This window comes from Caballeronia sordidicola, assembly GCF_002220365.1.
GTDB classification, from domain to species: Bacteria; Pseudomonadota; Gammaproteobacteria; order Burkholderiales; family Burkholderiaceae; genus Caballeronia; species Caballeronia sordidicola_C.
In genome coordinates, this window is the sequence record NZ_MTHB01000255.1 from 26,865 (window position 1) to 53,517 (window position 26,653).

The 26,653-nt window shown below is 59.4% G+C and carries 24 protein-coding genes and 1 tRNA gene; 22 read left to right on the forward strand and 3 right to left on the reverse strand.

Going from position 1 to position 26,653, the window contains the following annotated elements:
• Positions 1 to 96 precede the first annotated feature (96 nt).
• The 3 genes from BSU04_RS35675 to BSU04_RS35690 all read left to right on the forward strand — a co-directional run bounded on the left by BSU04_RS35675 (position 97) and on the right by BSU04_RS35690 (position 3,576).
• Entirely contained in the window at positions 97 to 741 is a 645-nt protein-coding gene (locus BSU04_RS35675; protein WP_062084542.1) for a phosphatidylserine decarboxylase, read from the forward strand.
• A gap of 59 nt (positions 742 to 800) precedes the next feature.
• Positions 801 to 1,667, forward strand: coding sequence for a CDP-diacylglycerol--serine O-phosphatidyltransferase (gene pssA, locus BSU04_RS35680; protein WP_089164945.1), 867 nt, complete (start codon positions 801 to 803; stop codon positions 1,665 to 1,667).
• Positions 1,668 to 2,031: 364 nt separating this feature from the next.
• Complete coding sequence (locus BSU04_RS35690) at positions 2,032 to 3,576, forward strand: 2-isopropylmalate synthase (protein WP_089164947.1); 1,545 nt, start codon at positions 2,032 to 2,034, stop codon at positions 3,574 to 3,576.
• Positions 3,577 to 3,682: 106 nt separating this feature from the next.
• On the opposite strand, the gene BSU04_RS35695 is transcribed toward BSU04_RS35690, so the two are convergent.
• The 3 genes from BSU04_RS35695 to BSU04_RS35705 form a co-directional block, all read right to left on the reverse strand.
• Positions 3,683 to 5,248, reverse strand: a complete 1,566-nt coding sequence (locus BSU04_RS35695; RefSeq protein WP_089164948.1) for a SulP family inorganic anion transporter — start codon at positions 5,246 to 5,248, stop codon at positions 3,683 to 3,685.
• A 90-nt stretch (positions 5,249 to 5,338) separates the two neighbouring features.
• On the reverse strand, positions 5,339 to 6,037 hold the full coding sequence (locus tag BSU04_RS35700) for a carbonic anhydrase (RefSeq protein ID WP_089164949.1): 699 nt from the start codon (positions 6,035 to 6,037) through the stop codon (positions 5,339 to 5,341).
• Positions 6,038 to 6,250: 213 nt separating this feature from the next.
• The gene (locus BSU04_RS35705; protein WP_089164950.1) at positions 6,251 to 6,760 is read right to left on the reverse strand and encodes a hypothetical protein; all 510 of its coding nucleotides are present in this window, start codon (positions 6,758 to 6,760) and stop codon (positions 6,251 to 6,253) included.
• Between the two features lie 461 nt (positions 6,761 to 7,221).
• Between BSU04_RS35705 and BSU04_RS35710 the strand changes: the two genes are divergently transcribed.
• The 19 genes from BSU04_RS35710 to nuoL all read left to right on the forward strand — a co-directional run bounded on the left by BSU04_RS35710 (position 7,222) and on the right by nuoL (position 26,646).
• Positions 7,222 to 8,466, forward strand: coding sequence for a branched-chain amino acid ABC transporter substrate-binding protein (locus BSU04_RS35710; RefSeq protein ID WP_089164991.1), 1,245 nt, complete (start codon positions 7,222 to 7,224; stop codon positions 8,464 to 8,466).
• Between the two features lie 259 nt (positions 8,467 to 8,725).
• Positions 8,726 to 9,007, forward strand: a complete 282-nt coding sequence (gene rpsO / locus BSU04_RS35715; RefSeq protein ID WP_031360663.1) for a 30S ribosomal protein S15 — start codon at positions 8,726 to 8,728, stop codon at positions 9,005 to 9,007.
• Between the two features lie 366 nt (positions 9,008 to 9,373).
• Positions 9,374 to 11,521, forward strand: coding sequence for a polyribonucleotide nucleotidyltransferase (gene pnp, locus BSU04_RS35720; RefSeq protein ID WP_179258557.1), 2,148 nt, complete (start codon positions 9,374 to 9,376; stop codon positions 11,519 to 11,521).
• A 185-nt stretch (positions 11,522 to 11,706) separates the two neighbouring features.
• The gene (locus tag BSU04_RS35725; RefSeq protein WP_089164952.1) at positions 11,707 to 12,723 is read left to right on the forward strand and encodes an NAD(P)H-quinone oxidoreductase; all 1,017 of its coding nucleotides are present in this window, start codon (positions 11,707 to 11,709) and stop codon (positions 12,721 to 12,723) included.
• Between the two features lie 186 nt (positions 12,724 to 12,909).
• The gene (tpiA, locus tag BSU04_RS35730) at positions 12,910 to 13,692 is read left to right on the forward strand and encodes a triose-phosphate isomerase (protein ID WP_089164953.1); all 783 of its coding nucleotides are present in this window, start codon (positions 12,910 to 12,912) and stop codon (positions 13,690 to 13,692) included.
• A gap of 86 nt (positions 13,693 to 13,778) precedes the next feature.
• Positions 13,779 to 14,168: a preprotein translocase subunit SecG gene (gene secG, locus BSU04_RS35735; RefSeq protein ID WP_089164954.1), complete on the forward strand. Its 390-nt coding sequence runs from the start codon at positions 13,779 to 13,781 to the stop codon at positions 14,166 to 14,168.
• A 114-nt stretch (positions 14,169 to 14,282) separates the two neighbouring features.
• Positions 14,283 to 14,367 (forward strand) — tRNA-Leu (locus BSU04_RS35740).
• Positions 14,368 to 14,531: 164 nt separating this feature from the next.
• On the forward strand, positions 14,532 to 14,891 hold the full coding sequence (locus tag BSU04_RS35745; RefSeq protein WP_089164955.1) for an NADH-quinone oxidoreductase subunit A: 360 nt from the start codon (positions 14,532 to 14,534) through the stop codon (positions 14,889 to 14,891).
• A gap of 75 nt (positions 14,892 to 14,966) precedes the next feature.
• Positions 14,967 to 15,446 carry a NuoB/complex I 20 kDa subunit family protein gene (locus BSU04_RS35750; RefSeq protein WP_027819582.1) on the forward strand — a complete coding sequence of 160 codons (480 nt, stop codon included), beginning with the start codon at positions 14,967 to 14,969 and terminating at the stop codon, positions 15,444 to 15,446.
• 123 nt (positions 15,447 to 15,569) lie between these two features.
• Entirely contained in the window at positions 15,570 to 16,172 is a 603-nt protein-coding gene (locus tag BSU04_RS35755) for an NADH-quinone oxidoreductase subunit C (RefSeq protein ID WP_089164956.1), read from the forward strand.
• 9 nt (positions 16,173 to 16,181) lie between these two features.
• Positions 16,182 to 17,435, forward strand: a complete 1,254-nt coding sequence (locus BSU04_RS35760; RefSeq protein WP_089164957.1) for an NADH-quinone oxidoreductase subunit D — start codon at positions 16,182 to 16,184, stop codon at positions 17,433 to 17,435.
• A gap of 158 nt (positions 17,436 to 17,593) precedes the next feature.
• On the forward strand, positions 17,594 to 18,079 hold the full coding sequence (gene nuoE, locus BSU04_RS35765; RefSeq protein WP_089164958.1) for an NADH-quinone oxidoreductase subunit NuoE: 486 nt from the start codon (positions 17,594 to 17,596) through the stop codon (positions 18,077 to 18,079).
• Complete coding sequence (nuoF, locus tag BSU04_RS35770) at positions 18,076 to 19,401, forward strand: NADH-quinone oxidoreductase subunit NuoF (RefSeq protein WP_089164959.1); 1,326 nt, start codon at positions 18,076 to 18,078, stop codon at positions 19,399 to 19,401. Before nuoE ends, nuoF begins: the two co-directional genes overlap by 4 nt.
• 31 nt (positions 19,402 to 19,432) lie before the next feature.
• Positions 19,433 to 21,772 (forward strand): NADH-quinone oxidoreductase subunit NuoG, encoded by a 2,340-nt coding sequence (nuoG, locus tag BSU04_RS35775; protein ID WP_089164960.1) that lies wholly within the window; start codon positions 19,433 to 19,435, stop codon positions 21,770 to 21,772.
• Complete coding sequence (gene nuoH / locus BSU04_RS35780) at positions 21,773 to 22,837, forward strand: NADH-quinone oxidoreductase subunit NuoH (protein WP_089164961.1); 1,065 nt, start codon at positions 21,773 to 21,775, stop codon at positions 22,835 to 22,837. It begins immediately after the preceding gene.
• An 18-nt stretch (positions 22,838 to 22,855) separates the two neighbouring features.
• Complete coding sequence (gene nuoI, locus BSU04_RS35785; protein WP_031360675.1) at positions 22,856 to 23,344, forward strand: NADH-quinone oxidoreductase subunit NuoI; 489 nt, start codon at positions 22,856 to 22,858, stop codon at positions 23,342 to 23,344.
• A 178-nt stretch (positions 23,345 to 23,522) separates the two neighbouring features.
• On the forward strand, positions 23,523 to 24,224 hold the full coding sequence (locus tag BSU04_RS35790) for an NADH-quinone oxidoreductase subunit J (protein ID WP_089164962.1): 702 nt from the start codon (positions 23,523 to 23,525) through the stop codon (positions 24,222 to 24,224).
• A gap of 14 nt (positions 24,225 to 24,238) precedes the next feature.
• Entirely contained in the window at positions 24,239 to 24,544 is a 306-nt protein-coding gene (gene nuoK, locus BSU04_RS35795) for an NADH-quinone oxidoreductase subunit NuoK (protein ID WP_031360677.1), read from the forward strand.
• A 17-nt stretch (positions 24,545 to 24,561) separates the two neighbouring features.
• Positions 24,562 to 26,646: an NADH-quinone oxidoreductase subunit L gene (nuoL, locus tag BSU04_RS35800; protein WP_089164963.1), complete on the forward strand. Its 2,085-nt coding sequence runs from the start codon at positions 24,562 to 24,564 to the stop codon at positions 26,644 to 26,646.
• The last annotated feature ends 7 nt before the right edge of the window (positions 26,647 to 26,653 follow it).

Sequence of the window (26,653 nt, forward strand, 5' to 3'; positions counted from 1 at the left end):
GGCCGGTCCTAGTGAAGACCGCAAGCCGTCCGGTGTCGCTTGGCGCCGGACGGCTTTTGCTATCCTACGGTTTTACTAAAAACATAGAACTCGTTCATGAACTATCCACATCCGATCATCGCGCGTGAAGGCTGGCCGTTTATTGCCATTGCGGCTGTCATTGCCGTGTTGATCCAGGCCATCGGCGGCTTTGGTTTTGCCTGGCCGTTCTGGCTATTGACGATCTTCGTCGTCCAGTTTTTCCGTGACCCCGCCCGGCCAATTCCGGTTCAGGCGAACGCCGTGTTGTGTCCCGCCGACGGCCGTATCGTCGCTGTGGAGACCGCGCACGACCCGTACGCGGGCCGCGAAGCGCTGAAGATCAGCGTGTTCATGAACGTGTTCAATGTCCACTCGCAGCGCTCGCCGGTCGATGGCGCCATCAGCAAGGTGGAGTACTTTCCGGGTTCGTATCTCAATGCCGCCGTCGACAAAGCTTCGACCGAGAACGAACGCAATGCCATCGTGATCCAGACTGCGGCGGGGCATACGGTGACCTCGGTGCAGATCGCCGGACTGATCGCACGGCGCATTTTGTGCTACGTCCATGTAGGCGAGCCGCTTAACCGTGGCCAGCGTTATGGCTTTATCCGCTTCGGATCGCGGGTCGATGTGTATTTGCCGGTGGGCAGCCGTCCGCGGGTGGCGATTGGCGAGAAGGTGTCGGCTTCGTCTACCATCCTTGCCGAGTTCGCAGAGTAATCAGCCAGAGAATCAAAGCAAGTAAAGCGGTAAAACCAGGCTGCATAACGGAGGACTCGATGGCGGCACTCAAACCGCGCCGAACGCGAAGCACGGCAACACCCCCGCGGGCGTTTCGCCGCAATAAATCGGCGCAGGACATCGGCGTGCTGGAAACGCGGCGTGCGAAGCGGCAACAGTTTTTGAGGAAACGCGGCATTTACCTGCTGCCCAACGCGTTCACCACGGCCGCGTTGTTCTGCGGCTTTTTTGCCGTCGTTCAAGCCATGAACGTACGCTTCGAGATCGCGGCCATCGCGATCTTCGTAGCCATGGTGCTGGACGGCATGGATGGCCGGGTCGCGCGCATGACGCATACGCAGAGCGCGTTCGGCGAGCAGTTCGACAGCCTCTCCGACATGGTCTCGTTCGGCGTGGCGCCCGCGCTGGTGATGTACGAATGGATCCTGAAGGACCTGGGACGCTGGGGCTGGCTTGCGGCGTTCGTCTATTGCTCGGGTGCTGCATTGCGCCTCGCGCGCTTCAATACGAACGTGGGCGTAGTCGATAAACGCTATTTCCAGGGTCTGCCGAGCCCGGCGGCGGCGGCGTTGATTGCGGGTTTCGTGTGGCTCGCCACCGATAACCGCGTGCCGCTCAAGCTGGTCTGGCTGCCGTGGGTGGCGTTTGCGCTGACCATCTATGCCGGTGTCACGATGGTGTCAAACGCGCCGTTTTACAGCGGCAAGGCGCTCGATGTGCGGTTCCGCGTCCCGTTCGCCGGCGTGTTGCTGGTGGTGGTGGCGTTTGTGCTGGTATCGTCGGATCCGCCTTTGATGTTGTTCGGCTTGTTCGTGCTGTACGGTTTTTCCGGTTACGCATGGTGGGGGTACATGGCCATGCGCGGCCGGCCAAATCCGGCCAGATCGTCTGAAAAAGCGCATTGAAAGCACAGCGCGCATCGGCTAGAACCCGGTGCGCGCTGTTTGCTTTTGCGCGCCTCGTGGCCTGAAAGCATGCGGGTAACCCCTGCAGCCAACCTTGATTGCCCCGATCGGAAAGCCCAATTGCACGCTCTCAAAAATCTCGCTATAGTCTGTAAATGATTTTTTTCGCCCATCCCCTCTCGTCTTTCCTAGCTGGTGCGCCGCTACGCGCGCTACCGCTACTAGCGCGCCTGCCGCGCTAAACTTCCCGCCTCCCGTCTGCTCGTTCGTGGTTTTCGACGCCAGCGGTGGCGCGAACACCCGGATTCCGTATTGTTTTTCCCCTTCGTTTTCAAAACTCTAAAACTCCCCACTGGAGCCCGACATGGCAGACAAACTGATCATTTTCGACACGACCTTGCGCGATGGCGAGCAATCCCCCGGCGCGTCGATGACCAAGGAAGAGAAGATCCGGATCGCGAAGGCGCTCGAACGGATGAAGGTCGATGTGATCGAAGCTGGCTTCGCTGCCAGTTCGAACGGCGATTTCGACGCGATTCACACCATTGCCGGCTTGATCAAGGACAGCACGATCTGTTCGCTCGCCCGCGCCAACGATAAAGACATCCAGCGCGCCGCCGACGCCCTGAAGCCCGCCGATCACTTCCGCATCCACACGTTCATTGCCACGTCGGCGCTGCATATGGAAAAGAAGCTGCGCATGAGCGCGGATCAGGTCTACGAGCAGGCGCGTCTCGCCACGCGTTTCGCCCGCAAGTTCACCGACGATGTGGAGTTCTCGCCGGAAGACGGCAGCCGTTCGGATCTCGATTTCCTGTGCCGGGTGCTGGAAGCAGTGATCGATGAAGGCGCGACCATCATCAATATTCCCGATACGGTCGGCTACGCCGTGCCGGAAGGCTACGGCAACTTGATCAAGACCATCCGCGAACGCGTGCCGAATTCGGACAAGGCGGTTTGGTCCGTGCATTGTCACGATGACCTCGGCATGGCGGTCGCGAATTCGCTGGCCGGCGTGCACATCGGCGGCGCGCGTCAGATCGAATGCACCATCAACGGTCTGGGCGAGCGCGCGGGCAACACGGCGCTGGAAGAAGTGGTGATGGCGATGAAAACGCGCAAGGATTATTACGGGCTGGAACTTGGTATCGATACAACGCATATCGTGCCGACCTCGAAGCTTGTCTCGCAGATCACCGGTTTTGTCGTGCAGCCGAACAAGGCTGTGGTCGGCGCGAACGCGTTTGCGCATGCTTCCGGGATTCACCAGGATGGTGTGCTCAAAGCGCGCGATACCTACGAAATCATGCGTGCCGAAGACGTGGGCTGGTCGACCAACAAGATCGTGCTCGGCAAGTTGTCTGGCCGCAATGCGTTCAAGCAGCGCCTGGAAGATCTCGGCGTGACGCTGGAATCGGAAACGGATGTGAACGCCGCGTTTGTGCGCTTCAAGGAACTCGCCGATCGTAAATCCGAGATTTTCGATGAAGACATCATGGCGATCGTCTCCGAAGAATCAGCGGAAATGCAGGCGAAGGAAACGTTCCGCTTCGTGTCGCTGGCTCAGCACTCGGAAACGGGCGAGCAGCCGCATGCACGTGTGGTGTTTGCTGTCGATGGCATTGAAGTGCAGGGCGAGGCGCGCGGGAACGGTCCGGTCGACGCCACGCTCGTCGCCATCGAATCGAAGGTTTCAAGCGGTGCGGAACTGGTGTTGTATTCGGTGAATGCGATTACCACGGGCACGCAGGCTCAAGGCGAAGTGACCGTGCGTTTGTCGAAGAGCGGCCGGATCGTGAACGGCGTGGGCACGGACCCGGACATTGTGGCGGCGTCGGCGAAGGCGTATCTCGCGGCGCTCAACAAGTTGCATTCGAAGGTTGAGAAGCTGAATCCGCAGCTTTCCTAAATTGATTCGATGAATCAATTCGATTGAGTAAAGCGCGTATCCGGCGCTTCATCGGTTAAAAAACGGCTCTCGCCAAAAACGAGGGCCGTTTTTCATTGCAGCTTCATTAGACGGACGCTCGTTTAAAAAACGCCATGCGTTGTTGCAAACCCGGCCGTTCGCGCGCCGTGCGTTCAAGCTGGCGGCATTCCACATGGATGCTGCGCTCGGGGGCATCGGCGACGAATTGATCGATGAGTTCACGCACGTCGGGATCGACGAAATCGGCGCGGCTCGCATCCACGATGACGGTCGCGTTGTCCGGAATTTGCCGCAGGTGGTGCTTGAGCGACACCTTGCCGAGAAACGACACGTCCTTGCGAAACGACAGCAGGAAGTGATCGTCATGCTGCGCGATGGTGATAGGCCGCTGCAGATTCGCGCGAATCGCCATTCCGATACTGCACGCAATACCCAGCAGGATGCCGATCAGCAGATCGGTCGCGAGCACGCCCACAATTGTCACGATGAACGGCGCAAAGCGTTCGAATCCCTGCTTTGCAACGGCCGCGAACAACGAAGGTTTTGCCAGCTTAAGCCCTGTGAAAATCAGGATCGCGGCGAGACAGGCCAGGGGAATCAGGTTGATCACCGCTGTCAGCGCAAACACGCTCGCGAGGAGCAGTAAGCCGTGCACGACAGCCGACCAGCGGCTCTGCGCGCCCGCGTGGACATTGGCGGAGCTACGCACAATGACCGAGGTAATCGGCAACGCGCCGATCGCGCCCGCCATCATGTTGCCGATACCTTGCGCCTTGAGTTCGCGGTCCGGATGCGCGGTGCGCTTCTTCGGATCGATCCGCTCGACAGCCTCAAGGCTCAGCAACGTTTCCAAACTTGCGACGATGGCAAGCGTCATCGCGAGGCGCCAGACATCTGGATTGACGAGTTGCTCGAAATTCGGCCAATCCAACGCAGCGTTCAACGCGGCGAACGAAGCCAACGACGGCAGCGAAACACGATGCTCCGCCGGAGGCGCAAAACCCGGCGCGGCGTAATCGAGCGCCAGCGTGATCACGATGCCGAGCATGACAACGGCGAGCGGCGCGGGCACGGCGCGTACGAGCGCGAAGCGGCGCATCGCTTTCGTTTCCCAGCCGGCCAGAATCGCGATCGACACGACGGCTACCGCGCACGCGGCAAGCGACATCGCGCCGAACGGCGTCGTAATCGTGCCCGGCAATTGCGCCGCAACCTGAGCGCCGCCGTTGGCAAAACCGGCAGCAAGCGGCACCTGCTTGAAGATCAGCAACAAGCCAATGGCCGCGAGCATGCCTTTGATGACCGACGACGGCACGTATGCCGCGAAGCGTCCGGCCTTCAGCACGCCGAAACCGAACTGGATCACGCCCGCGAGCATCACGGCCATCAGGAAGGTCGAAAAACTGCCGAGCTTGGCAATGCCATCCACGACAATGACGACCAGTCCCGCCGCCGGCCCGCTCACGCTCAGGTGCGAGCCGCTCAGCAGCGCGACGACCAGCCCGCCAATGATGCCCGACAACAAGCCGGCAAACGGTTCGACGCCGGATGCGTTGGCAATGCCGAGACATAACGGCATCGCGACAAGAAAGACGACAGTGCCCGCGAACAGATCGCGCGGAAAGGTTGCAAACGTTTCACGTAGTGTCATGAGTTTTTTTGGGCGCGAGTTGGGCCATGCGATGCCGGGAAGGTATCGCATGGTGAAGGTTTTAAACGTGGGATTGAGCGGCTAGTGCGACTAGCGGCTGATGGCTTCGATCACGCGCTGGGCTGCCCCAGGTGCAGGTTCTGCCGCTTTCGCCGCTGCATTTGAAGAGCCCGCGGGCGCTCCCCCGGTTTCTGCACCGGCGGGGTCTCCAGATGAAAGCACCTTGATGCGGCCATCGCGCAAACCGAAGATCCAGCCATGAACGCGCGGTGGACGCTCGGCGTCGCGCACGATGGGGGTGTCGCGCAGCGCACTCACTTGTTCGAGCACACTCAGTTCCGCCAGTCGGTCGATGCGTGAATCCATCGTGCCGATGACGTCGAGTTCGCCGCTGTGCTCGCGCGCCAGCGCACACAGCGGGGCAATGCGGCGGTTGACGTGGTGCAGGGCGTCGGACAACGGCAGCAATGAAGCGCGCACGCCGCCGCACCCGTAGTGTCCGCACACGATCACGTCGTCCACTTTCAGCACCCTCACCGCATACTCGAGGACGCTCATCATGTTGTCGTCGGTGTCTGAAAACAGGTTGGCGATGTTGCGATGGACGAACAGATCGCCCGGTTTGGAATGGGTGATGGTTTCCGCAGGTACCCGGCTGTCCGAGCAACCAATCCATAGGACGGTCGGACTTTGGCCCTGGGCCAGGGTTTCGAAGAAATCCGGGTCGCTGGCGGCAATTTCAGCCGCCCAGCCGACGTTTTCAACCAGCATGCGTTTGGGTCGACTCATGGCTATCAGCTCCAAAGCGTAACAACAGGACACCATTGCAACAGTGAGATCACCGCTGGAAATGGGCTTCCGGCATCATAGCTTCGTCGCGACGAAACCTTACAAATTACTTTCGATGAAAAGATTCCGGCAGTCAAGGTCAAAAAAATGCCGCTTTTTCGGGCGGCATTTTTTTTCTTCGACAAAAAATTTCTTCGATGCTTGCAAGTGATATCAGAAGAAATTCCTTTGATCGGGATCGTGGAGCGGGTCGGGCGTTTTTTGCGTCAGGCGCAGCGTGCCCTGATCGTCGAAGTAAAAGCTGTACATCATGTACCAGACGTTCGCCTCCATATACCGGTACGTCCAGACTTCGCGTTTCATCAACGGGAAGTAAGACGTCTCCACCGGACGGCCGAAATTGATCAGCACGTCCTTGCGCGTCCAGGTACCGATCTGCGCTTTGTAGAACTCGTTTTCATCGAGGACCTGACGCACGCTTACGATTTTTCCCGATGCATCGATATCCGCCGCCGTGGTCACCTCGCCCAGCGGTTGAGTCGGCCACATCAGGCGGCGGCCACCGTCCGGCAGGTCATAGACCTCTCTCGGCGGCCCCAGCTTCGCCGTGATCGTGGACGAGTCCGCGCCCGCCTGATAGTTCTGCCACGGCTGTGCGCACGCTGTGAGCAGAAGGGCGAGTGCCATTGCTGCCGCGGGTTTTCGTATTGCCTTGCTCAACATCGAAGCCTCCTTCGTATTCGTATCCACGCCGTAGCCACGACTGGTCGTGGTTTTTCTGCTGATCTGCGCTGCATTGCCTATTTTGACATGCGGGGTAGGCGGGTGGTTTTGATCGCGGTCGCCGGTTCGCCTTTCGTTCGGAGCAGGGCGTGCATGCGGTTGTAGATGAAACGCGCAGGCTCGGGTGGCTATTCCATTTCCGTTCGCATTTTCTCAGGCGGTTGCACGCAGCGTGCCGAACGCCCTATGATCCGCGATTCGCCTTGCTGTCATTTATTCACGGATGGACTGTAATGGACTGTATGGGTCTCGGCCTTGGCTTGTCGCGCGTGGTTTCACACAACGCCGGTAAGCGGTGTCTGCCGGCACGGTGGTCCCGGCTGCTCAGCCGCGCATCGCATGCAGGCAAGCGCCTGAGCGGTCTGTTCGGTCAGTTAATTGTGGCGTCTTGCGTTGGCAGCATGTTGGTGGCTCCCGCGTGGGCGGCGGATGCCGCTCCCGGCTTGCCCCCCATTCGCATTGCGATGATCGAAGGCATGTCCGGTCCGTTCGCGAACGCGGGCGCGGCCGTCGAGCGTAATTTGCGCTTCGGTGTCGAGCGCTTAAACGCGAACGGCGGCGTTACCTTGCCCGATGGCAAACACACGTTGCAACTCGTGGTCCTCGACGGCAAGGGCAGCAGCGAAGCCAGCCTCGTCCAGTTGCGTGCGGCCATTGACCAGAATATCGGCTTTGTCATGCAAGGCAACAGCTCGGCGGTTGCCGCGGCGCTTATCGACGCGATCAATAAACAAAATGCCCGCGATCCGGAACACCGGGTGGTGTTCCTCAATTATTCCGCCGACGACCCCGCGCTCACCAACGCGGATTGCAGTTTCTGGCATTTTCGCTTCGATGCCCACGCCGGCATGCGTATGAATGCGCTCGCCGATGTCATCCGGCAAGATCAATCGGTAAAGAAAGTCTATTTGTTCAACCAGGACTACAGCTTCGGCCACGACGTCAGTCATGAAGCCCAGCGTGCGCTCAAGGAGCGCCGTCCGGACATCGCGGTCGTCGCCGATGAATTCATCCCCGCCGGCCGCGTGAAGGACTTCGCGCCGTACATTGCCAAGATTCGCGCAAGCGGAGCCGACGCGGTGATCACCGGCAACTGGGGCAACGACCTGACGCTGCTCGTCAAAGCCGCCCGCGAGCAAGGGCTCGACACGCATTTCTATACGTTCTACGGCAACAGCCTGGGGGCGCCCGCCGCTCTGGGCGACGCCGGCGTAAAACACGTCGTGGCGGTGGCCGACTGGCATCCGAACGCAGGCGGCGCGGCGTCGGATGCTTATTACGAAGCGTTCCGCACCCGTTTCCCTGCGCCCGCCGACGATTACCTCTTCCTGCGCATGCCGCTCATGATCGAGATGCTCGCGCAGGCCATGGAGAAAGCGCACAGCGCCGACCCGACCGCGGTCGCTCGCGCGCTGGAAGGGATGAAGCTGGACAAGGGTTTCCAGGCGACAGAAATGCGCGCCGCCGATCATCAACTGATCCAGCCCCTTTACGTGATCGAAATGGATAAGGCGGGCTCGTCCGGCGTCAGCGGTGTGCGTTTTGACAACGAAGGTTCCGGCTTTGGCTTTCGGACCCTGCTCAAGATACCGGCAGCCCAGACAGCGATGCCGACTACGTGCCAGATGAAGCGCCCGGCGTCGTAAAAACAGCGAGCTTGGGCGCAGGCCTATTGCATCATTTCACCCGTCGTCCCGAACCGGGTCGACGGCACAAACCGCTGTGCTATAATTCGCGACTTGCCGTATTGGGAGCGGGTTGGAAAGATCGTAAAGCCCAAGATTGTAAAACCCGCCCGTATAGAACCTTGTCCGGCAAGTGAATCAGAGTTTGTCCAAGTAATGTAGAAAACCCACGGCACGGCCCTTCTTCCGTGACCGCCTGTCCGTTTCAAAGGAAAATCAAATGTCGACCGTAGCAGCAGTTGCTCATGCAAAGAAGTCCGACGTCGTCGCAGAATATGCGCGCGCCGCTAATGACACCGGATCGCCAGAAGTGCAAGTTGCACTGCTGACCACCCGTATCAATGAACTGACCGTTCACTTCAAGGCTCACACGAAGGATCACCACAGCCGCCGCGGCCTGCTGCGCATGGTGAGCCGCCGTCGTAAGCTGCTCGATTACCTCAAGGGCAAAGACGCTGACCGTTATCGCTCGCTGATCGAGAAGCTGGGCCTGCGCAAGTAAGCGGCCAGCGTTCACACCGAAATGCCTGTGTCAGTCTGCTGATACAGGCATTTTGTTTTTGAACGGCGCGCTCTTCATGGGCGCAGAAGTGAAAGTAGCGGGAAATATCGAAGGCTTGCATTAAAGCCAACCCCGGATCGGAAGCCGATTCGACTACAGGGCCGGGCCTCGCGGCAGAGCTTTGTGTCATTCCAGCGCGTCATGCGCATCGCGTGTCGTGTTGCGTTGGAATGACATACACCCCTCTTTTCGCGCGGTTCCGGTCATCGCTTGGCTTCGCAGTTTTTTCAGTGTGTGCACGGAATCCGGATGCTCCGGAGTCCACGACAACACGCTCGGACAAGCGCGAGGCATAACGAAGAAGGAGTGAGAATGTTTAAAAAGATCGTCAAGGAATTCAAGTGGGGACAACACAACGTTCGCCTGGAAACAGGGGAAATCGCGCGCCAGGCAAGCGGCGCCGTGATCGTTGATATTGAAGATACCGTGGTGCTCGCGACGGTTGTCGGCGCGAAGACGGCAAAGCCGGGCCAGGATTTCTTCCCGTTGACCGTCGATTACCTGGAAAAGACCTACGCAGCCGGCAAGATCCCGGGTGGTTTCTTCCGTCGCGAAGGCCGCCCGTCGGAAGGCGAAACGCTGATCTCGCGCCTGATCGACCGTCCGTTGCGCCCGCTGTTTCCGGAAGGCTATTACAACGAAGTCCAGGTGGTGATTCACGTTCTGTCGCTGAATCCCGACGTGCCCGCCGACATCCCCGCGCTGATCGGCGCGTCGGCAGCGCTGGCTATCTCCGGCCTGCCGTTCAACGGCCCGGTGGGCGCTGCCCGCGTCGCGTATATCAACAATGAATACGTGCTGAACCCGACCCGTCCGCAAATGAAGGAATCGGCGCTCGATTTGATCGTCGCCGGTACGGAACGCGCGGTGTTGATGGTGGAATCGGAAGCGCAGCAACTGACTGAAGAAGTCATGCTGGGCGCCGTGGTGTTTGGTCATGATCAAATGCAAGTCGCGATCGACGCGATCCACGAACTGGTTGCCGAAGGCGGCAAGCCGGAATGGGACTGGACGCCGGCACCGAAGAACGAGCCGCTGATCGCGCGCGTGGCGGAATTGGCACAAGCCGATTTGAATGCCGTCTATCAGATCCGCGACAAATCGGCTCGCACCGCGAAGCTGAAGGAAGTCTACGCAGCAACGACCGCGAAGTTGACCGAAGACGCAGTGGCAGCAGGCCAGACGCCGGCTGACAAGGCGACCATCGGCAACGTGATGTTCGACATCGAAGCAAAGATCGTCCGTACGCAGATTCTGAACGGCGAACCGCGTATTGACGGCCGCGACACCCGCACCGTCCGTCCGATCGAAATCCGTACCGGCGTGCTGCCGCGTACGCACGGTTCGGCTCTGTTCACGCGCGGCGAAACGCAAGCGCTCGTGATCGCGACGCTGGGCACGAAGGGCGACGAACAGAACATCGACGCGCTCGAGGGCGAGTATCGTGAACGCTTCATGCTTCACTACAACATGCCTCCGTTCGCGACCGGCGAAACGGGTCGCGTCGGTTCGCCGAAGCGCCGTGAAATCGGTCATGGCCGTCTGGCCAAGCGCGCATTGGTTGCAGTGCTGCCGAGCGCCGACGAATTCGGCTACTCCATCCGCGTTGTATCGGAAATTACGGAATCGAACGGTTCTTCGTCGATGGCATCGGTCTGCGGCGGCTGTCTCGCATTGATGGACGCTGGCGTGCCCATGAAGGCGCACGTCGCAGGTATCGCGATGGGCCTGATTTTGGAAGGCAACAAGTTCGCGGTGCTGACCGACATCCTCGGCGACGAAGATCACCTCGGCGACATGGACTTCAAGGTGGCCGGCACGGCGCAAGGCGTGACCGCGCTGCAGATGGACATCAAGATCCAGGGCATCACGAAGGAAATCATGCAGGTCGCGCTCGCGCAGGCGAAGGAAGGCCGCATGCATATCCTGAGCAAGATGACGACCGCTGTTCCGGGTACGAACACGAACCTGTCGGATTACGCGCCGCGCATGATCACCATGAAGATCAATCCGGAAAAGATCCGCGACGTGATCGGCAAGGGCGGTTCGGTGATCCGTGCGTTGACCGAAGAAACCAACACGACCATCGACATTTCGGACGACGGCGTGGTGACCATCGCGAGCACGAGCAGCGAAGGCATGGCGGAAGCGAAGAAGCGCATTGAGAACATCACGGCTGAAGTGGAAGTGGGTCAGGTCTACGAAGGTCCGGTACTCAAATTGCTGGACTTCGGCGCGATCGTGAATATTCTTCCGGGTAAGGATGGTCTCCTGCACATCTCGGAAATTGTCAACGAGCGCATCAAGGACATCAACGACTACCTGAAGGAAGGCCAGATCGTGAAGGTCAAGGTCATCCAGACAGACGAAAAGGGTCGTGTCCGTTTGTCGGCGAAGGCTTTGTTGAACGAAGGCGGCGCGCCTGTCGAGCCGATCCAGCCGACGCAGCAGTAATGCGGTAAGTTCGGAGTGGCCGGCGCGTGAAGTTCGCGCGCCGGCCGTTTTTGAATGCGATGGTCAAGTGAGATGGTTCGCATGTGATTCGATGTTATTGCGGGTTTCGGGGCAATGAGCCCGCAATGCCATGGGGTTATGCATCGGTGTTGGGCGAGTGAGTGTGACTTGAAGGGAATAAGCAGATGAAAGCCATCGAAATCACCGAGTTCGGCTCGCCCGATGTATTGAAGCTGGGCGAGCGCCCTATGCCCGAGCCGAAGGCCGGCGAAGTGCTGATCAAGGTCGCGGCATCGGGCGTGAATCGTCCGGACGTGTTCCAGCGCAAGGGCGCTTATGCGCCGCCGCCGGGTGCGTCGGATCTGCCGGGGCTGGAAGTCGCGGGTGAGATCGTGCGCGGTGACTTCGATCCGAAGCACAATCCGTTCGGTTTGAAAGCAGGGGACCGCGTGTGCGCGCTACTCGCGGGCGGTGGTTACGCCGAGTATGCGTGCGCGCCGTTGGAGCAGTGCCTGCCGGTGCCGAAGGGGTTGACGGACATCGAGGCCGCATCGCTGCCGGAAACGTTCTTCACGGTCTGGAGCAACGTGTTCGAACGCGCGCATCTGGGCAAGGGCGAGAACGGCGCTGAAGAAACGCTGCTGATCCAGGGCGGCTCGAGCGGTATCGGCGTGACCGCTATTCAGATTGCAAGGGCGCTGGGGCATCGCGTGTTCGTGACGGCCGGGAGTGACGAAAAGTGTCAGGCGTGTGAGAAGTTGGGTGCGGAACGCGCGATCAACTACAACACTGAAGATTTCGTCGATGTCGTGAAGTCGCTGACGAACGACCGTGGCGTGGATGTGATCCTCGACATGGTCGCAGGCGACTATCTTCCGCGCGAGCTGAAGGCGTTGGCCGATGGCGGCCGGGTGGTGGTGATCGCCACGCTGGGTGGTTCGAAGGCCGAGATCAACCTCAACGAAGTCCTGCGCCGCCGTCTGGTCATCACCGGTTCCACTTTGCGGCCGCGCTCGGTCGGGTTCAAGGGCCGGGTCGCGCTGCAACTGAAGACCCAGGTTTGGCCGGAAATCGAAGCGGGACGGATCAAGCCCGTCATTCACCAGGTCTTCCCCGCTGATCAGGCCGCCGCTGCTCACACCTTGATGGAGGGCAGTACGCACATTGGCAAGATCATGCTGGACTGGAGTCAGGTCGCCTGATTCCGGGTCGCGGAGTTGAAATGAGCGGCGCATCAGGTTTCGTCTCGTGACCGCGTCGTTTGACCGCGTTGTTTGACCGTTTTCCGCCTGGCACAGTAAAATCGCGTGTTGTGCTGGCACGTTGCGTCCGAAAGTTCCATTTTTTCTATTTCAATGATCGGCAGCCTCGCTGCTACGACGAGACAAATGCCGAAAGAACAAGCCAAACGCGCAAAGCTGGTGATCGGTAACTGGAAGATGCACGGCCGTCTGGCTGAGAACGCGGTCCTGATGCAGGCGGTGGCCACCGGCGCCACGACGTTGCAGAAGGGCGTGCGCGCAGCGGTTTGCGTGCCCGCGCCGTATCTTGCGCAGGCTCAGGCGCTGCTGGGAGGATCGGTGGTCGCATGGGGTGTCCAGGACGTGTCAGCCCACACGCAGGGCGCCTATACCGGCGAAGTCGCCGCAGGCATGGCAGCGGATTTTGATGCAACATTCGCGATCGTCGGTCACTCGGAGCGGCGCGCCTATCACGGCGAGCATTCGGACCTGGTCGCGGTGAAGGCGCAGCGAGCCCTGGAAGCGGGGCTGACGCCTATCGTGTGTGTGGGCGAAACGCTGGAACAGCGTGAGAACGGTTTGACAGAACAAGTGGTCGGCACGCAACTGGAAGCCGTGTTGCTGGTGCTGAGCGAAGCCCAAGCGGCAAAGATTGTCGTGGCGTACGAGCCGGTCTGGGCGATCGGCACGGGGAAAAGCGCGACGACAGCGCAGGCGCAACAGGTTCATGCATTCCTGCGCGCGCAACTGGCGGGCAAGAGCGCAGCAGTGGCGGACGTGCCGGTGTTGTACGGCGGCAGCGTCAAGCCGGAAAACGCGGAAGAGTTATTCGCTCAACAGGACATCGACGGCGGATTGATTGGCGGCGCATCGCTGAAGTCGAACGATTTTCTTGCGATTTGCCAGGCGGCACAAAACGTTTCGGTTTAATCACCGAGTTTAAGCTTTCGAAAATGTAAGCATTAAAAGCGTGGCGCAACAGTGTCATGTGAACATTAAAGAGTCGGGTGAACGGAATGCTGTATTTAAAGACTTTGATTATCGTTGTCCAGTTGTTGTCGGCGTTTGGTGTTATCGGGCTGGTATTGCTGCAGCACGGTAAAGGCGCCGACATGGGCGCAGCCTTCGGTAGCGGGGCGTCGGGGAGCCTGTTCGGGGCGACCGGATCGGCCAACTTCCTGTCGCGGACGACAGCCGTGCTCGCCGCCGTGTTTTTCATCTCGACACTGACACTCACGTACCTCGGCAGCTATAAGCCGGCAGCCTCCGCAGGCTTGCTGGGCGGGGCAGCGGTGACTGCGCCCGCAGTCCATCCGGGCATTGGCGCATCGGCTTTAGCGACACCCTCGGCACCTGCTTCGGCACCTGTTGCATCGTCGGGTCCTGGCGCTGACGTTCCGAAATAATTTTTCGCCTGGATCGCTTTTTGTGCGTTGAACAAACTGGTTAACCCGGTTATAATTTTGTTCTTGAAGCGATTCCCGGCAATAAGAAGTTGTTTTCCCGGATTGCAAGACAGTGCCGACGTGGTGAAATTGGTAGACACGCTATCTTGAGGGGGTAGTGGCGAAAGCTGTGCGAGTTCGAGTCTCGCCGTCGGCACCAAAAGTTATCCAATGCCAGCCGCATGCATTGCTTCGGCTGGCATTGTCACTTCTGGCGAGTGAAGTTGCTCAAGGTCTCTTGTGCACGTTTCTCGGCTTTAGTTGAAAATCGGCGGGGCAGTCGTCCCGGCCGGCACACCAGATCAAACCGATTTGAGGATAGTCGTGAATCTCTCAGCCTATTATCCCGTCTTGCTGTTCCTTGTCGTAGGCACCGGTTTAGGTATCGCGCTGGTCGGCATCGGTAAGATCCTCGGTCCCAATAAGCCTGACACTGAAAAGAACGCACCTTACGAGTGCGGCTTCGAGGCATTCGAAGACGCTCGTATGAAGTTCGATGTGCGCTACTATCTCGTCGCCATTCTGTTCATTATTTTCGACCTCGAAACCGCGTTCCTGTTTCCGTGGGGCGTTGCCCTGCGCGACATCGGCTGGCCCGGTTTCCTGTCAATGATGGTTTTTCTGCTCGAGTTTCTGCTTGGTTTTGCCTACATCTGGAGAAAGGGTGGGCTGGACTGGGAGTAACGGTGTAACGGGCGGGTTGAAGATCACCGGATTGCTGGGCGGCTTTGGCTGGCTGCTCATCTGGAGTGAAAGCAAATGAGTATCGAAGGGGTCTTGAAGGAAGGGTTTGTCACCACCACGGCTGACAAGCTGATCAACTGGACGCGCACGGGTTCGCTGTGGCCCATGACGTTCGGCTTGGCGTGTTGTGCGGTCGAGATGATGCATGCGGGCGCTGCCCGCTACGATCTGGATCGTTTTGGCGTGGTATTTCGTCCGAGTCCGCGGCAGTCGGACGTGATGATCGTCGCCGGTACGCTGTGCAACAAGATGGCGCCGGCATTGCGCAAGGTCTACGACCAGATGGCCGAGCCGCGCTGGGTCATCTCCATGGGTTCTTGCGCCAACGGCGGTGGTTACTACCACTATTCGTATTCGGTTGTGCGCGGATGCGACCGGATTGTACCGGTCGATGTCTATGTGCCCGGATGCCCGCCGACGGCTGAAGCGCTCGTGTATGGCGTGATTCAGTTGCAGGCGAAGATTCGTCGCACCAGCACGATCGCTCGTCAGTAATTGTCGTTAGTCTGTGCGCCCATCAGTCGTGGCGCACTCATGGCATACATTAGGCGCGTCAGTCGGCGTTGTTGAAGTCCGTGAAGTCCCATTAAGCGTCACCAAGGCCAGAGCCTCCCCAATATGGCAAGCAAACTCGAGACCCTGAAAGCGAACCTCGAGGCGGCGTTCGGCGACCGCCTGCAAAGCATCACCGAGTCGCTCGGGCAACTGACCATCGTCGTCAAGGCAGCGAACTACGCTGACGTGATCCTCAAGCTGCGCGACGAGCGCTCGCTCGGCTTCGAGCAACTCGTCGACCTGTGCGGCGTCGACTACTCCACGTACGGCGAGGGCGCCTACGAAGGTCCACGTTTCGCGGCCGTCCTCCATCTTCTTTCGATCGCGAACAACTGGCGTCTGCGCGTGCGCGTGTTCGCACCGGACGACGAAGTGCCGATCGTGCCATCTGCTGTCGACGTCTGGTCGTCGGCGAACTGGTACGAACGGGAAGCATTCGACCTGTTCGGTATCGTCTTCGAAGGCCACCCGGACCTGCGCCGGATTCTCACCGACTACGGTTTTATCGGCCATCCGTTCCGCAAGGACTTCCCGGTGTCGGGTTATGTCGAAATGCGTTACGACCCGGAAGAGAAGCGCGTCGTGTACCAGCCAGTGACGATCGAGCCGCGCGAAGTCACGCCGCGCGTGATCCGCGAGGACCGCTATGGCGGTCTGAAACACTAAGAGAACGCCATGGCAGAGATCAAGAACTACACGCTCAATTTCGGTCCGCAACATCCGGCCGCGCACGGTGTGCTGCGCCTTGTGCTGGAACTGGACGGCGAAGTGATTCAGCGCGCCGATCCGCATATCGGCCTGTTGCATCGCGCGACTGAAAAGCTCGCGGAATCGAAGACATTCATTCAGTCCGTGCCGTACATGGACCGTCTCGACTACGTGTCGATGATGGCCAACGAGCACGGCTACGTGCTGGCGATCGAGAAGCTGCTCGGCATCGACATCCCCATTCGCGCGAAATATATCCGCGTGCTGTTCGACGAAATCACGCGCGTGCTGAACCACCTGATGTGGATCGGCTCGCACGCGCTCGACGTCGGCGCCATGGCGGTGTTTTTGTACGCATTCCGCGAACGCGAAGACCTGATGGACGTGTACGAAGCGGTCTCCGGCGCACGGATGCACGCAGCGTATTACCGTCCGGGCGGCGTGTATCGCGATCTGCCTGACGCAATGCCGCAATACAAAGCGTCGAAAATCCGCAATGCGAAGGCGTTGTCGCGGATGAACGAAACCCGTCAGGGTTCGTTGCTCGATTTTATCGAAGAGTTTTTCGGCCGGTTTCCGAAGTGCGTCGACGAGTACGAGACGCTGCTGACCGATAACCGTATCTGGAAGCAGCGGCTGGTCGGTATCGGCGTAGTCAGTCCTGAGCGCGCGTTGCAGCTCGGCATGACCGGCGCGATGCTGCGCGGCTCGGGCATTGAATGGGATCTGCGCAAGAAGCAGCCGTACGAAGTCTATGATCAGCTCGACTTTGACATTCCAGTCGGCGTGAACGGTGACTGCTACGACCGTTATCTCGTGCGCGTGGAAGAGATGCGTCAGTCCACCCGCATCGCGAAACAATGTATTGACTGGCTTCGCAAGAATCCAGGCCCTGTGATGGTCGACAATCACAAGATTGCGCCGCCGTCGCGCGTCGGCATGAAGACCAACATGGAAGAGCTGATTCACCATTTCAAGCTCTTCACGGAAGGTTTTCACGTTCCCGAAGGCGAGACCTACGCGGCAATCGAGCATCCGAAGGGCGAGTTTGGCATCTATCTGATTTCTGACGGTGCAAACAAGCCGTATCGACTGAAGATTCGTGCTCCGGGTTATGCGCATCTTGCTTCGCTCGACGAAATGGCTCGCGGTCACATGATTGCGGATGCGGTGACGATCATCGGCACGCAGGACATCGTGTTCGGTGAGATCGATCGCTGAGATGCAGTCGAGAGGATTTTGCGCCGCACTACGCCGGTCTGCACGCGCAACAGCGTTGAGCATGCCGGCGAACCAACAACAGCAGGACGCCAGGTCTGCCGCAAAAGAAGGGCGCGGCGGGTTTTCGTTCGGTAGGAACTGAAAGAGTCGTGTCTGAAATGATCTCAGCTGAAGGCCTGAAAGAAATCGATCGCGCGATCGCGAAATATCCCGTGGACCAGAAACAGTCCGCGGTGATGTCGGCGTTGACCGTCGCTCAGGAAGAGCACGGCTGGCTATCGCCGGAACTGATGCAGTTCGTGGCCGACTACCTCAGCATGCCCGCCGTGGCCGTGCAGGAAGTGGCGACGTTCTACACCATGTACGACACCGCGCCGGTCGGCAAACACAAGATCACGCTCTGTACGAACCTGCCGTGCCAACTCGGTCCGGACGGCGGCTCGGAAAGCGCTGCGCAATACCTGAAGCAAAAGCTCGGCATCGACTTTGGTGAAACCACCGCCGACGGCAAATTCACCTTGAAAGAAGGCGAATGTTTCGGCGCGTGCGGCGATGCCCCCGTGATGCTCGTGAACAATCACCGTATGTGCAGTTTCATGAGTCGCGAGCGGATCGACACGCTCCTCGAGGAACTATCGAAATGACGTCTCTTCACGACCGCCACATCCAGCCCCTGATCCTCGCCGGCCTCAATGGCGACAACTGGCACCTCGAAGACTATGTGGCGCGCGGCGGTTACGCCCAGCTGCGCCGCATCCTCGAAGAAAAAATTCCCCAGGAGCAGGTCATTGCCGACGTCAAGGCGTCGGGCCTGCGCGGCCGCGGCGGTGCGGGTTTTCCGACCGGTCTCAAATGGAGCTTCATGCCGCGTCAGTTTCCGGGGCAGAAGTACCTCGTCTGCAATTCGGACGAAGGCGAACCGGGTACGTTCAAAGACCGCGACATCCTGCGCTGGAATCCGCATTCGCTGATCGAAGGCATGGCCATCGGCGCGTATGCCATGGGCATCACGGTCGGCTACAACTATATTCACGGCGAGATTTTCGAGGTCTACAAGATCTTCGAACAGGCGCTTGAAGAAGCGCGTGCGGCCGGTTATCTCGGTGCCAATATTCTGGGCTCGGGCTTCTCGTTCGAACTGCATGCGCACCATGGTTACGGCGCGTATATCTGCGGCGAAGAAACTGCGTTGCTCGAGTCGCTGGAAGGCAAGAAAGGCCAGCCGCGCTTCAAGCCGCCGTTCCCGGCGAGCTTCGGCGTATATGGCAAGCCGACCACGATCAACAACACCGAAACGTTCGCAGCCGTGCCGTTCCTGCTGGCTATAGGTCCGCAGAAGTATCTCGAGATCGGCAAGCCGAACAACGGCGGCACGAAGATCTTCTCGGTGGCCGGCGACGTCAATTTCCCTGGCAACTTCGAAGTGCCGCTTGGTACGTCGTTCGCCACCTTGCTCGATCTGGCTGGCGGCGTGCGCGGCAAGTCGGTGAAAGCGGTGATCCCGGGTGGATCGTCGGCACCGGTGATTCCAGGCGAGATCATGTTGAACACCGACATGGACTATGACGCCATCGCGAAAGCCGGATCAATGCTCGGTTCGGGCGCCGTGATCGTGATGAACGAAACGCGCTGCATGGTGCGCTCGCTGCTGCGTCTTTCGTACTTCTATTACGAAGAGTCGTGCGGTCAATGCACCCCTTGCCGTGAAGGGACGGGCTGGCTGTATCGCGTGGTGCATCGGATTGAACACGGACTCGGGCGCAAGGAAGACCTGGACCTGCTGAACTCGGTCGCCGAAAACATCATGGGCCGCACCATCTGTGCTCTCGGCGACGCGGCGGCCATGCCGGTTCGCGGCATGCTGAAGCACTTCTGGGACGAATTCGAATATCACGTCGAGCATAAACATTGTCTCGTCGACGGACATGCGCATCACGCGCCTGCGTCCGAAGCGCTTACCGCGTGATCAGTGATCAGGCCAAGGACCGTTCCCCATCATGGTTGAATTAGAAATCGACGGCAAAAGTGTAGAAGTCCCAGAAGGCAGCATGGTGATCCAGGCTGCGCATAAGGTCGATACATACATTCCTCACTTTTGCTATCACAAGAAACTGTCGATCGCGGCGAACTGCCGGATGTGCCTGGTCGAAGTCGAGAAAATGCCGAAGGCGGTTCCCGCCTGCGCCACGCCGGTATCGGCGGGCATGATCGTGCGCACGAAATCGGACAAGGCCGTGAAGGCGCAGCAGTCCGTGATGGAATTCCTGCTGATCAATCACCCGCTCGATTGCCCGATCTGCGATCAAGGCGGCGAATGTCAGTTGCAGGATCTGGCCGTGGGTTACGGCAAGTCACAGTCGCGCTACAACGAAGAAAAGCGCGTCGTGTTCCACAAGAACGTCGGACCGCTGATCTCGATGGAAGAGATGACGCGTTGCATCCATTGCACGCGTTGCGTCCGTTTCGGTCAGGAAGTGGCCGGCGTGATGGAACTCGGCATGCTGGGTCGTGGGGAGCATTCGGAAATCACGTCGTTCGTTGGCAAGACGGTGGACTCGGAACTGTCGGGCAACATGATCGACCTGTGCCCGGTCGGCGCGTTGACGAGCAAGCCGTTTCGCTATAGCGCCCGTACGTGGGAGTTGTCGCGCCGCAAGTCGATCAGCCCGCACGATTCCGTCGGCGCGAACCTGGTCGTGCAAGTAAAGAACAACCGCGTGATGCGCGTTCTGCCGATGGAAAACGAAGCCGTCAACGAATGCTGGATCTCGGACAAGGATCGCTTCTCGTATGAAGCGCTGAACAGCGACGAACGTCTCACGCAGCCCATGCTGAAGCAGGGCGGCAAGTGGATCGAGACCGACTGGCAAACGGCGCTGGAATATGTGGCCAAGGGTATCAAGGGCATTACGGCAGATCACGGCGCGAATCAGATCGCGGCCCTTGCTACGCCGCATAGCACCGTCGAAGAACTGTATCTGCTGAAGCAATTCGCTGAAGGCGTGGGGTCGCCGAATGTCGACTTCCGTCTGCGTCAGAGTGACTTTTCGGCGCCGGTGTCGGACAGCGCGCCGTGGCTTGGTATGAAGATCGCAGACCTGACGAATATCGACACGGCGTTTGTGGTCGGTTCGTTCCTGCGTCGCGATCATCCGCTGTTAGCGGCACGACTGCGTCAGGCCGCCAAGGGCGGGGCGATGCTCACGTTCCTGAACGCGACCAATGACGACTCGCTGATCCCGGCTGCGCATCGCGTCGTCGCGGCGCCGTCGGAATGGCTCGACCGCCTCGGCAGTCTGGCCGCAGCGGTGGCTGAAGCACGTGGCGTTGCGGTGCCGGAAGCGTTCGCTGGACATGAAGCGTCGGCGGCAGCGAAAGATATTGCCGCGTCGTTGTCGGCGGGTGAAAAGCGCGTGGTGTTGCTCGGCAACAGCGCGGTTCAGCATCCGCAGTTTGCGCAGATCCAGGCGGTATGCCAGTGGATCGCTGACAACACCGGCGCCACGCTGGGTTTTTTGACGGAAGCGGCCAATACGGTAGGCGCACATCTCGTCGATGCACTGCCGGGCGCAGGCGGACTGAACGCACGTGAAGTATTCGAACAGCCGCGCAAGGGTTACGTGCTGTTCAACGTCGAGCCCGCATTCGATACCGCCAACCCAGCTCTTGCGCTCGCCGCATTGAAGCAGGCAGAAATGGTTGTCGCATTGTCGGCATTCAAGCATGGCGCCGATTACGCCGACGTGCTGCTGCCGATCGCGCCGTTCACGGAAACATCGGGCACGTTCGTCAACGCTGAAGGTACCGCGCAGACGTTCAACGGCGTGGTGCGCCCGCTGGGCGAAACGCGTCCGGGCTGGAAGGTGCTGCGCGTGCTCGGCAGCATCCTCGGCCTGAAGGGTTTCGAATTCGAAACGGCCGAAGACGTCCGCGACGCCGCATTGGGCACAGGCGATCTGACGGCGCGTCTGTCGAACAAGACGAACGTGGCGATCAAGGCGGTGCCGAAAGCGGCTGCTGTGAAGCAAGGCAGCTACGAACGTCTCGCCGACACGCCGATTTATCACGCCGACGCATTGTCGCGTCGCGCTGAATCGTTGCATCTGACGGCTGCGGCGCGCGACGCGAACGTGGTCGGCCTGCCGACGTCACTGTTCGAGAAACTTGGTCTGAAAAACGGCGACGCAGTACGTGTTGCTCAAGGTGATCTCGCGGTGGTCCTTCCGGCAGTTCGCGACGCGAACCTGGCGGAAAGCGTGGTGCGTGTATCGGGCGGAACGTCGGCCGGTGCAGCGCTCGGGGCTCTGTTCGGTGAACTGGTAGTGGAGAAGGCGTAAATGGGCTTGTTCGATACGATCAACGCAGGCGGGACGCAGATTCTCGGCGTCGCCTGGCCGACGGTGTGGGCGTTAGTCCGCATTCTCGTGGTCTCGGTAGTGATCCTGCTGTGCGTGGCGTACCTGATTCTTTGGGAACGCAAGCTCATCGGCTGGATGCACGTGCGTCTCGGCCCGAATCGCGTGGGTCCGCTCGGTCTGTTGCAGCCGATCGCCGACGTGCTGAAGCTGTTGCTGAAGGAAGTGATTCAGCCAACGCAAGCGAGCCGCTGGATCTACCTGATCGCGCCAATCATGACCGTGGTGCCCGCGTTTGCGGTGTGGGCGGTGATTCCGTTCCAGGCCAAAGCGGTGCTCGGCGACGTCAACGCGGGCTTGCTCTACGTGATGGCGATTTCGTCAGTCGGCGTGTACGGCGTGATTCTCGCCGGCTGGGCGTCGAACTCGAAGTACGCGTTCCTCGGCTCGATGCGCGCGGCCGCCCAGATGGTGTCATACGAAATCTCGATGGGTTTCGCGCTCGTCGTCGTGCTGATGGTGACCGGCAGCCTGAATATGTCGGCCATCGTGGTGTCGCAGGAACACGGTATTTTCGCGGGCTGGGGTATCAACTTCCTCTCGTGGAACTGGCTGCCGCTGTTGCCCATGTTCGTTGTGTATTTCGTGTCGGGCATTGCTGAAACGAACCGCCACCCGTTCGACGTGGTGGAAGGCGAGTCGGAGATCGTCGCGGGCCACATGATCGATTATTCGGGCATGGCGTTCGCGCTGTTCTTCCTGGCCGAGTACATCAACATGATCGTGATCTCTGCGATCGCAACCACGTTGTTTCTTGGCGGTTGGAGCGCACCGTTCGGTTTCCTGTCCTTCATCCCGGGCATTTTCTGGTTCGTGCTGAAGATCTTCTTCCTGCTGTCGGTGTTCATCTGGGCCCGTGCGACGTTTCCGCGTTATCGCTACGACCAGATCATGCGTCTCGGCTGGAAAATCTTTCTGCCGGTGTCGGTGGTGTGGGTGGTCGTGGTCGGTTTCTGGATCATGTCGCCGCTGAACATCTGGAAATAATGGGCGGATGAAATAACCATGAACGCACTACAGAATTTCTTTAAGACGTTTTTCCTGACCGAGTTGCTGAAGGGTCTGGCGCTGACAGGTGGCTATCTGTTCCAGCGCAAGATCACGGTTCAGTTCCCGGAAGAGAAGACGCCTATCTCTCCGCGTTTCCGTGGCCTGCATGCATTGCGTCGTTACGAAAACGGCGAAGAGCGATGCATCGCGTGCAAGCTGTGCGAAGCGGTGTGCCCGGCGCTCGCCATCACGATCGAATCGGAAACGCGTGCCGACAACACGCGCCGTACCACGCGCTACGACATCGACCTGACCAAGTGCATCTTCTGCGGTTTCTGTGAAGAAAGCTGCCCGGTCGATTCGATCGTCGAAACGCACATCCTCGAGTATCACGGCGAGAAGCGCGGCGACCTGTATTTCACGAAAGACATGCTGCTCGCAGTGGGCGACCGTTATGAAACGGAGATTGCTGCTGCGAAGGCGGCCGATGCGCCTTATCGGTAAAGCGCGGTAAAGCGGAGCGGGGCAGAGCAAGTTGAATACCGCCGCGCCCCTTGCTGTTCCTGCATTTGAATTGACCTGCTGTTCCGGCCCGCGCGCCAAGGTTGTAGGTCGTGTTCTAAAAAAACGCGACTCGGCGCGCTTGTGTCAAAACACAAAGCCTAACGATGAACCGGTAATCATGGAATTCACGACCGTACTGTTTTACATCTTCGCGCTGCTGCTGGTTGTCTCGGCGCTGAAGGTGATCACTTCGCGCAATCCGGTGGCCTCCGCGCTGTTCCTCGTGCTCGCGTTCTTCAACGCGGCCGCGATCTGGATGCTGCTTGAAGCCGAATTCCTCGCCATTCTGCTGGTTCTCGTCTATGTCGGCGCGGTGATGGTGCTATTCCTGTTCGTGGTGATGATGCTGGACATCAACCTGGACGTGCTGCATGGCGACTTCAAGAAGTTCGTGCCCATAGCCAGCATCGTGGGCGCGATCATCATCATAGAAACCGCGCTGATTCTCTGGCACGGTTACGGCGCGACGGTGGCGCCGGTGCGCGACGCGATGTTGGTCAACGGGGTGGGTTCCGGCGTGGGCCCGAACGAGGTGATGTCGAACTCGCAGTTGATCGGCAAGGTCATCTACACCGACTACATCTTCGCGTTTGAAATCGCCGGCCTGATCCTGCTGGTGGCAATCATCGCAGCCGTCTCGCTGACCGTTCGCGAGAAGAAGGACAGCAAGCGCCAGCGCATCAGCGACCAGGTCAAGGTACGTGCGCAAGATCGCGTGCGGATCGTCAAGATGAAGTCCGAGACAGAAGCGCCGGACGCCACGACCAATCCGCCCGTGACCGGCAATGCCGGCGCCGGCACGGTCGACAACAAAGGCTGAGGAGATAAATAACCATGTTGAGTCTTGCCCACTACCTTGTGCTTGGCGCGATCCTTTTCGCGATCAGCATCGTCGGCATTTTTCTGAATCGACGTAACGTGATCATCATCCTGATGGCAATCGAACTGATGCTGTTGGCGGTCAACACGAACTTCGTCGCCTTCTCGCATTATCTCGGCGACATCCACGGACAGATCTTCGTGTTCTTCGTGCTGACGGTCGCGGCGGCTGAAGCCGCAATCGGCCTCGCTATCCTGGTCACGTTGTTCCGCAGTCTCGACACGATCAATGTCGAAGATCTCGATCAGCTCAAAGGTTAATTTCAGGCAAGACAGATATGTCCACGACACTCAATGAAAACCTTTTGCTCACGATTGCGCTGGCGCCGCTTGCCGGTTCGCTGATCGCCGGGCTGTTCGGCTGGAAGATCGGGCGCAAGGCTTCGCACCGCATCACGATCCTCGGCGTGATGATCTCGTTTGTACTCTCGTGCTTCGTCCTCGTCGACGTGATGCAGGGCGCGAGCTTCAACGCGACCATCTACGAATGGATGACGGTCGGCCCCCTGAAGATGGAGATCGGCTTCCTGGTCGACTCGCTCACCGCGATGATGATGGTGATCGTCACCTTCGTTTCGCTGATGGTGCACATCTACACGATCGGCTACATGGCCGATGAAGAGGTGGGCTACGAGCGCTTCTTCTCGTACATCTCGCTCTTCACGTTCTCCATGCTGATGCTCGTGATGAGCAACAACTTCCTGCAGTTGTTCTTCGGCTGGGAAGCGGTGGGTCTCGTGTCGTACCTGCTGATCGGCTTCTACTACACCCGTCCGACTGCCATCTACGCGAACATGAAGGCGTTCATCGTGAACCGCGTGGGCGATTTCGGATTCTTGCTCGGCATCGGCTTGTTACTGGCGTTTGCGGGTTCGCTGAATTACGGCGATGTGTTCGCTCACCGTACCGCGCTGGCAGGCATGACGTTCCCGGGCACGGACTGGGGTTTGCTGACCGTCGCCTGTATCTGCCTGTTCATTGGCGCGATGGGTAAGTCGGCGCAGTTCCCGCTGCACGTGTGGCTGCCGGACTCCATGGAAGGCCCGACGCCTATCTCGGCGCTGATCCACGCGGCAACCATGGTGACGGCCGGTATTTTCATGGTCACGCGGATGTCGCCGCTGTTCGAACTGTCTGATTCGGCGTTGTCTTTCGTGACGGTGATCGGCGCGATCACGGCGCTGTTCATGGGCTTTCTTGGTGTGGTGCAGAACGACATCAAGCGCGTGGTGGCTTACTCCACGCTCTCGCAACTCGGTTACATGACGGTGGCGCTTGGCGTGTCCGCTTACCCAGTTGCCGTGTTTCACCTGGCTACGCACGCGTTCTTCAAAGCGCTGCTGTTCCTTGGCGCCGGTTCGGTGATCATCGGCATGCACCACGACCAGGACATGCGCAACATGGGCGGCCTGCGTAAGTACATGCCGATCACATGGATCACGTCGCTGATCGGTTCGCTGGCGCTGATCGGTACGCCGTTCTTCTCGGGTTTCTACTCGAAGGATTCGATCATCGATGCTGTGAAGGCGTCGCACATCGCAGGTTCGGGTTTCGCGTATTTCGCGGTGGTCGCAAGCGTGTTCGTCACGGCGCTGTATTCGTTCCGCATGTACTTCCTGGTATTCCACGGCAAGGAGCGTTTCCGCGGTCCGAAGCACCCGGAAAGTCCGATGGCGATCGAAGCGGCCGCGCATGCACACGATGCACACGGTCACGATGCACACGGCCATGACGATCACGATCACGGTCATGGTCACGGCCCGCACGTTCCGCACGAAACATCGTGGGTCATCACGCTTCCCCTGATCCTGCTGGCGATTCCGTCGGTGATCATCGGTGCTATCGCGATCGGCCCGATGCTGTTCGGTGACTTCTTCGCGCACGGCGTGGTGTTCGACAAGGTGATCTTCATCGGCGAAAACCATCCGGCGCTGCACGAAATGGCCGAGGAATTTCACGGCTGGTTTGCGATGGGCCTGAGTTCAGTCGAGGGCTTGCCGGTGTGGCTGGCGCTCGCGGGCGTGGTCGTGTCGTGGTTCCTGTACTGGAAGCGCACGGATCTGCCGGGCGTGATCAAGCAACGCTTCCTGCCGATCTGGACCTTGCTCGACAACAAGTACTACCTCGACAAGATCAATGAAGTCGTATTTGCGAAGGGCGCGGTCGCCATTGGCCGCGGACTGTGGAAAGAGGGCGATGTCGCGGTGATCGACGGTATCGTCAACGGTCTCGCCAAGTTCGTCGGCTGGTTTGCCGGTGTGATTCGCTTCCTTCAATCCGGTTACATCTATCACTACGCGTTCGCCATGATCATTGGCATGTTGGGGCTCTTGACCCTGTTTGTAACGCTCGGCGGCAAATAAGGCGGGG